Annotated in this window: 6 protein-coding genes; all 6 read right to left on the bottom strand. The window is 62.2% G+C overall.

Features of this window, described 5'->3' with window-relative positions; genetic code table 11:
• Positions 1 to 117 precede the first annotated feature (117 nt).
• Genes QMX98_RS31125 through QMX98_RS31100 form a run of 6 tightly spaced genes read right to left on the bottom strand, consistent with a single transcriptional unit; the run spans position 118 to position 6181 of the window.
• Positions 118 to 480, bottom strand: a complete 363-nt coding sequence (locus QMX98_RS31125; RefSeq protein ID WP_010459660.1) for a Na+/H+ antiporter subunit G — start codon at positions 478 to 480, stop codon at positions 118 to 120.
• The gene (locus tag QMX98_RS31120) at positions 477 to 755 is read right to left on the bottom strand and encodes a K+/H+ antiporter subunit F (RefSeq protein ID WP_007935991.1); all 279 of its coding nucleotides are present in this window, start codon (positions 753 to 755) and stop codon (positions 477 to 479) included. Before QMX98_RS31120 ends, QMX98_RS31125 begins: the two co-directional genes overlap by 4 nt.
• A complete protein-coding gene (locus QMX98_RS31115) occupies positions 752 to 1240 on the bottom strand; it encodes a Na+/H+ antiporter subunit E (protein ID WP_010459665.1) in 489 nt (162 codons plus the stop codon). The genes QMX98_RS31120 and QMX98_RS31115 overlap by 4 nt, the downstream gene beginning before the upstream one ends.
• Complete coding sequence (locus tag QMX98_RS31110; RefSeq protein ID WP_102595422.1) at positions 1237 to 2922, bottom strand: monovalent cation/H+ antiporter subunit D; 1686 nt, start codon at positions 2920 to 2922, stop codon at positions 1237 to 1239. Before QMX98_RS31110 ends, QMX98_RS31115 begins: the two co-directional genes overlap by 4 nt.
• Positions 2919 to 3263, bottom strand: coding sequence for a Na+/H+ antiporter subunit C (locus QMX98_RS31105; protein ID WP_007986256.1), 345 nt, complete (start codon positions 3261 to 3263; stop codon positions 2919 to 2921). The genes QMX98_RS31110 and QMX98_RS31105 overlap by 4 nt, the downstream gene beginning before the upstream one ends.
• The gene (locus tag QMX98_RS31100) at positions 3263 to 6181 is read right to left on the bottom strand and encodes a monovalent cation/H+ antiporter subunit A (RefSeq protein ID WP_282411903.1); all 2919 of its coding nucleotides are present in this window, start codon (positions 6179 to 6181) and stop codon (positions 3263 to 3265) included. Before QMX98_RS31100 ends, QMX98_RS31105 begins: the two co-directional genes overlap by 1 nt.
• Positions 6182 to 6402: the final 221 nt, after the last annotated feature.

The raw sequence follows: 6402 nt of genomic DNA, 5'->3' as shown, positions 1-6402 counted from the left end.
GGGCAAGCCTCGCTCCTACAGGTTTTGGGTCGATCACACGTTGGTGATTTCCCACGATTCTGTAGGAGCGAGGCTTGCCCGCGAAGAGGCCCTGACATCCAACACAAATCTTCTGAACTAACTCCCGCTTTCTGTGCGCCGACTACTCACCTCAGCCGGCACATCATCCCCCGCCATGCGCTTGCGAAACAGCGCCGCCCGCGCCAGCAGCAATGTGGTCACCGGCACCGTAATCGACAACAGGATCGGAATCAGCCAGGCATGCAGCACCGGCCCGGACTTCAGCGCCGAAAAATAGATGATCGAGGCCAGCGCCACACACCACGCCCCCAGGGTCGAGGCCAGTGCCGGCGGGTGCATACGCTGGAAATAATCCTTCATCCGCACCAGGCCAATGGCGCCGATCAGCGCAAACAGACTGCCGAGCACCAGCAGGATCGCCACGGGTATTTCAACCCACAGAGACAGTTCCGCGTTCATTCGATCACCTCGCCACGCAGCAGGAATTTGGCCAGGGCAAACGAGCCGACGAAGCCGAACAGGGCGATCAGCAGCGCCGCCTCGAAGTAAGTGTCACTGGCATATCGAATGCCAAGCGCCAGCATCATCAGCATCGCGATGATGTACAGGTAGTCCAGTGCCAGAACCCGGTCCTGGGCCGACGGGCCTTTGAACAGGCGAATCAGGGTCAGGATCATCGCCAGCGAAAAGATGAACAGGCTCAGCAGGATCGCGTTCGACAGCAATTCGCTCATTCGAAGATCTCCATCAAGGGGCGCTCGTAGGTCGCCTTGAAGTGCTCAATAAACAGCGTTTCATCCTCCAGATCGAACACGTGCAGCAACAGAATACTGCGGTCCAGCGCCAGTTCCGACCAGACCGTCCCGGGAACCACCGTGCAGATCATCGACAGTGCCGCGAGGCCGTTGGCATCGCGCAAGTCCAGCGGGACCTTGATGAAGCGCGAGCGCGGTGGACGGCGACCGGCATTGAGCACGCCCCAGGCCACGACGAGGTTGGACACCAGCACGTCACGACCGACCAGGAAGAACAAACGCAGGATCACCCCCGGTCGACGAATGCGGATCGGCAGCGGCCGCAGCTTGCGCATCATCAGCGGCGCGCAGAACCCCAGCACCGCGCCCAGCAACAGGTTGCCGGGGCTTATCGACAGGTTCAGCACCAGCCACAACAGCCACAATGCCAGGGACAACCACGGTGCCGGAAACAGACGCTTCATGGCTGCACCTCCAGCATCGCCGCCCTGGCTTCCGGGCTCGGCACCACACGCGTGCCCAGTACCGCCATCACGTATTGCTGCGGATTGTTCAAGGCGTCAGCGGCCGCCTGGGTGTAGCGCATCAGCGGTTCGGCCTTGAAGGTCAGCGCAACACTCAGCCCCAGCAGGACGATGATCGGCACGCACTCGAAGCGGCGCAGCAACGGTGATGGCCGTTCTTCGGGTGTCCAGAAACGCTGGATGCCCAGCCGCGAGAAGGCAATCAACGACGCCAGCCCGGACAGGATCAGCAACGCCAGCAAGCCCCACGCCGCGTTCGATATCGGCACATCGGTGCTATTGCCCAACCCCAACGGGTTGAGCAGGGCACTCAACAGGCTGAGTTTGCCGATAAACCCGGACAACGGCGGCATGCCGATAATCAGCAGCGAGCAGGCAATGAAGCTCAAGCCGAGGAAGGCCATGGTCCAGGGAATCACCTGGCCGACCACGGCTTTCTGTTCGTCATCGAGGTTGATGCCTTTGGGCGGTTGCAGGGATTCCATCGGCCGTGGAAGCAGGTCGCCGTCGTCGAACAGCGGCATTTCATTGGCCGAACGGGAGCGCTCGATCAGCTCGGCCAACAGGAACAACGCGCTCAACGCCAAGGTCGAGCTGACCAGATAGAACAGCGCCGCGCCGATCAGGTTCGGCTGGGCAAAGCCGATGGCCGACAGCAGAATCCCCGCCGACACCAGAATGCTCAGGCTGGCCATGCGTTCCAGTCGTTGTGCGGCGAGGATTGCCACGCCGGCGCAGACGATGGTCGCCATGCCGCCGTAAATCAGCCAGTCGCCACCAAAGTACGCCGACGCCCCGGCCTGGCCGGAGAACAGCAAGGTCCACAAGCGCAGCAAGGTGTAGACGCCGACCTTGGTCATGATCGCGAACATCGCCGCCACCGGTGCGCTGGCGGCGGAATAGGCCGGCACCAGCCAGAAGTTCAGCGGCCACATCCCTGCCTTGGCCAGGAACGCCACCGCGAGAATCCCCGCGCCGGCGTGCAGCAGGCCGCGATCGGCTTCCGGCACCAGCGGGATTTTCAGCGCCAGGTCGGCCATGTTCAGCGTGCCGGTGACGCCATAAATCAGCGCCGCGCCAATCAGGAACAGCGACGACGCCAGCAGGTTGATCGAGATGTAATGCAAGCCCGAGGACACCCGCGCCCGGCCCGAACCGTGGAGCATCAGGCCGTAGGAGGCCGCCAGAAGCACTTCGAAAAACACGAACAGGTTGAACAGATCCGCCGTCAGGAACGCGCCGTAAAGGCCCATCATCTGAATCTGGAACAGTGCGTGGAAACTCGAACCGGCGCCGTCCCAACGGGCCATGGCGAACAGCAAGGCACTGACGCCGATGATCCCGGTCAGCACCAGCATCAACGCCGACAGGCGATCGACCACCAGCACGATTCCGAATGGCACCTGCCAGTTGCCCGGCAGGTAGACGCCGATCGAACCGGGCACGCCAGTGGCTTGCGTCCACTGCAGCAACAGCACGGAAATCCCCAGGCCCAGCAGGCTGGAGAACAGGTTGATCTTGGCTTTCAACGGGCGGTGTTTCTCGCCGAGCATCAGCATAAGGGCGGCGGTCAGCAGCGGCAGCAGAATCGGTGCCGCGATCAGGTGCGTCATCGCATTCATTCTTTAGGCTCCCGGCCATCGACGTGGTCGGTTCCGGTCAAGCCACGCGAGGCCAGCAACACCACCAGAAACAGCGCGGTCATGGCGAAGCTGATCACGATGGCGGTCAGCACCAGCGCTTGCGGCAAGGGGTCGGTGTAATGCAGCAAGTCCTGGGGCACGCCGTCCTTGATGATCGGCTCCTTGCCGATGAACAAGCTGCCCATGCTGAAGATGAACAGGTTGACGCCGTAGGACAGCAGGCACAGGCCCATCACCACCTGAAACGTCCGTGGCCGCAGGATCAGCCAGACGCCGGACGCGGCGAGCACGCCGATGGCGATTGCGATGACTTCTTCCATCAGACGGCTCCTTTGGTGGCGACGGATCTGGGCAGGGCAGCGGTCTTGTGACCCCGGACCGATTGGTGAGCGATGGCGGTGAGGATCAACAGCGTCGAACCGACCACCACGGCGTACACGCCGATATCAAAGAACAGCGCACTGGCGATGTGAATGTCGCCCAGCACCGGCAGTTCAAAATGCCAGGTGTGGGTGGTCAGGAACGGATACCCGACCGCCATCGCGCCGAGCCCGGTGATCGTGGCGAAGAACAGGCCGGTGCCCATCCAGCGCAACGGTCGCAGGCTCATTTGTGCCTCGACCCACTGGGTGCCGGCAACCATGTATTGCAGGATGAAGGCGACCGACATCACCAGCCCGGCGACAAAACCGCCACCCGGTTGATTGTGCCCGCGCATGAACAGGTAGAAGGACACCACCACCGCAATCGGCAGCAGCAGGCGCACCAGCACCGCCGGGACCATCATGAAACCGAGCGCGGTGTCGCTGGCATGGCGCGGGTTGACCAGGTCGGTGACGACGTCGGGCGCCAGCAGGCGTTGCTGAGCCGGCAATTGCAGGCTTTCTTTCGGCGGTCGGAAGCGTCGCAGCAGGGCGAAGACGGTCAGGGCCACGGCGGCCAACACGGTGATTTCACCGAGGGTATCGAAACCACGGAAGTCCACCAGCATCACGTTGACCACGTTGCTGCCGCCGCCTTCGGGCAGGGCGCGACTGAGGTAGAACGAGGAAATGTGGTTGGGCGTCTGGCGCGTCAGCATCGCGTAGGCCAGCAACGCCATGCCGCCACCGACGACACTCGACAGCAGCAAGTCGCGGATCCGGCGGATGCGCGCCTTGCGCAGGGTGCTCGGCAGGGGCGACACCTCTTCGATCCGCCGTGGCAACCAGCGCAGACCGAGGAGGATCAGCACCGTAGTCACCACTTCCACGACCAGTTGCGTCAATGCCAGGTCCGGGGCCGAGAACCAGACAAAGGTGACGCAGGTCATCAGGCCGCAGACGCTGACCATGGTCAGGGCCGCGAGCCGGTGATACTTGGCCTGCCACGCCGCGCCGAGGGCACAGGCAATCGCCAGCAGCCACAAGGTCACGAACACGATCGAGCCCGGAATCTTCGGCCGGTCACCCCAGCTCAGGCTGCTGTGCAGCATCGGAATCAATCCGGCGAACACCGCCGCGAGGACCACCAGGAACAATTGCGTTTGCAGACGCTTGGTGCTGATTCGCCGCTCCAGCCGACGGGCCAGGCGCATCATGACCACCAGGCTGCGTTCGAACAGGCGCTTGCCGTTGAAACGCCCAATGATCGGCGGGTATTTGAAACGCCCGCGCTTGAGCTGATTGCGTAGCAGCAGGTAGAGCACGATGCCGCAGGACATGGCGATCAGGCTCATGATCATCGGCGCGTTCCAGCCGTGCCAGATCGCCAGGCTGTACTCCGGCAAGGTGCCGCCCACCACCGGCAGGGCCGCAGCGGACAGCAACGGGCCGACCACTTGCGCCGGGAAAATCCCCACGACCAGACAGGCGAACACCAGCAACTCCACCGGCGCGCGCATCCAGCGTGGCGGTTCGTGCGGGGTGTGGGGCAGGTCGGTGGCGGTCGGGCCGAAGAACACGTCAACGGTAAAGCGCAGCGAGTAGGCGACGCTGAAAGTACCAGCGATGGTCGCCACGATTGGCAAGGTCATCTCGACCCAGGCCGTGGCGTTGATGAACACGGTTTCGGCGAAGAACATCTCTTTGGACAGGAAGCCGTTGAGCAGCGGCACACCGGCCATCGAGGCACTGGCGACCATGGCCAGGGTGGCGGTGAACGGGATCAGCTTGATCAGGCCGCTGAGCTTGCGGATGTCACGGGTGCCGCTTTCATGGTCGATGATCCCGGCGGCCATGAACAGCGAGGCCTTGAACGTGGCGTGGTTGAGGATGTGAAACACGGCGGCCACGGCGGCCAGCGGACTGTTAAGTCCCAACAACAAGGTGATGAGACCGAGGTGGCTGATGGTCGAGTAGGCCAGCAAACCCTTGAGGTCGTTCTGGAACATCGCGCAGTACGCGCCAAGCAACAGGGTGCAAGCCCCGGCGCCGCTGACGATGTAGAACCATTCTTCACTGCCGGACAACGACGGCCAGAGCCGCGCGAGCAGAAACACCCCGGCCTTGACCATGGTCGCCGAGTGCAGATAAGCCGAAACCGGTGTCGGCGCTGCCATCGCGTGGGGCAGCCAGAAGTGGAAGGGGAATTGCGCACTTTTGCTAAGGGCGCCGATCAGGATCAGGGGCAGCAGGATAGGGTAGAGGTGATGCGCGCGAATCAGGTCGCCGGCGGCCAGGACCTTGTCCAGGTCATAGCTGCCGACCACATGGCCGAGCAGCATCACCCCCGCCAGCAAACACAAACCGCCCGCGCCGGTGACCATCAGCGCCATATAGGCGCCGCGTCGCGCATCGGCGCGGTGGTGCCAATAGCCGATCAACAGGAATGAAAAGAGGCTGGTCAGCTCCCAGAAAAACACGATCTGGATAAGGTTGCCGGAGATCACCAACCCGAGCATCGCCCCCATGAACGCCAGGAAAAACGCAAAGAAACGCGGCACCGGATCGTCCGGCGACATGTAATAGCGGGCGTATAAAGAAACCAGCGTGCCGATGCCCAGCACCAGCATCGAGAACAGCCAGGCGAAGCCGTCCATGCGCAGGACGAAGTTCAGGCCCAGGCTGGGCAGCCAGAAAAATTCTTCACGAATGACGCCGCCATCGGCGATTTGCGGGTACAAGAGGGCAACCTGGACGGTGCCAATCAAAGCCACCAGGCCAGCCAGTAAAGATTCGGTATTACGCGCGTTGTGTGGCAGCAAAGCCGCCAGACAGCTGCCAATAAAAGGCAGAAGCAGTAGAACTATCAGGGACATAGGCTTCTAATCTGCGGAAGTTTGTGAAGCATCATACGTGCCAGCTCTCGGATCACCAAACGCCAAGCTTTTGCAGAATCCTTCAAGGTAGACGGGAAAAGCCGGATTTACAGTGTTGCGAAGGACTGTTTTAGCAGGTCCGGCCCCTTCGCGGGCAAGCCTCGCTCCTACGGGTTTTGTGTCGATACCCGAACTTGCGAACGACACAAAACCCGTAGGAG

Origin of the sequence: Pseudomonas sp. PS02303 (assembly GCF_029959925.1) — a bacterium.
In the GTDB taxonomy this organism is placed as follows: domain Bacteria; phylum Pseudomonadota; class Gammaproteobacteria; order Pseudomonadales; family Pseudomonadaceae; genus Aquipseudomonas; species Aquipseudomonas mandelii.
Note: the sequence above shows the minus strand (reverse complement) of the source record. Positions and strands in the feature narration are given on the sequence as shown.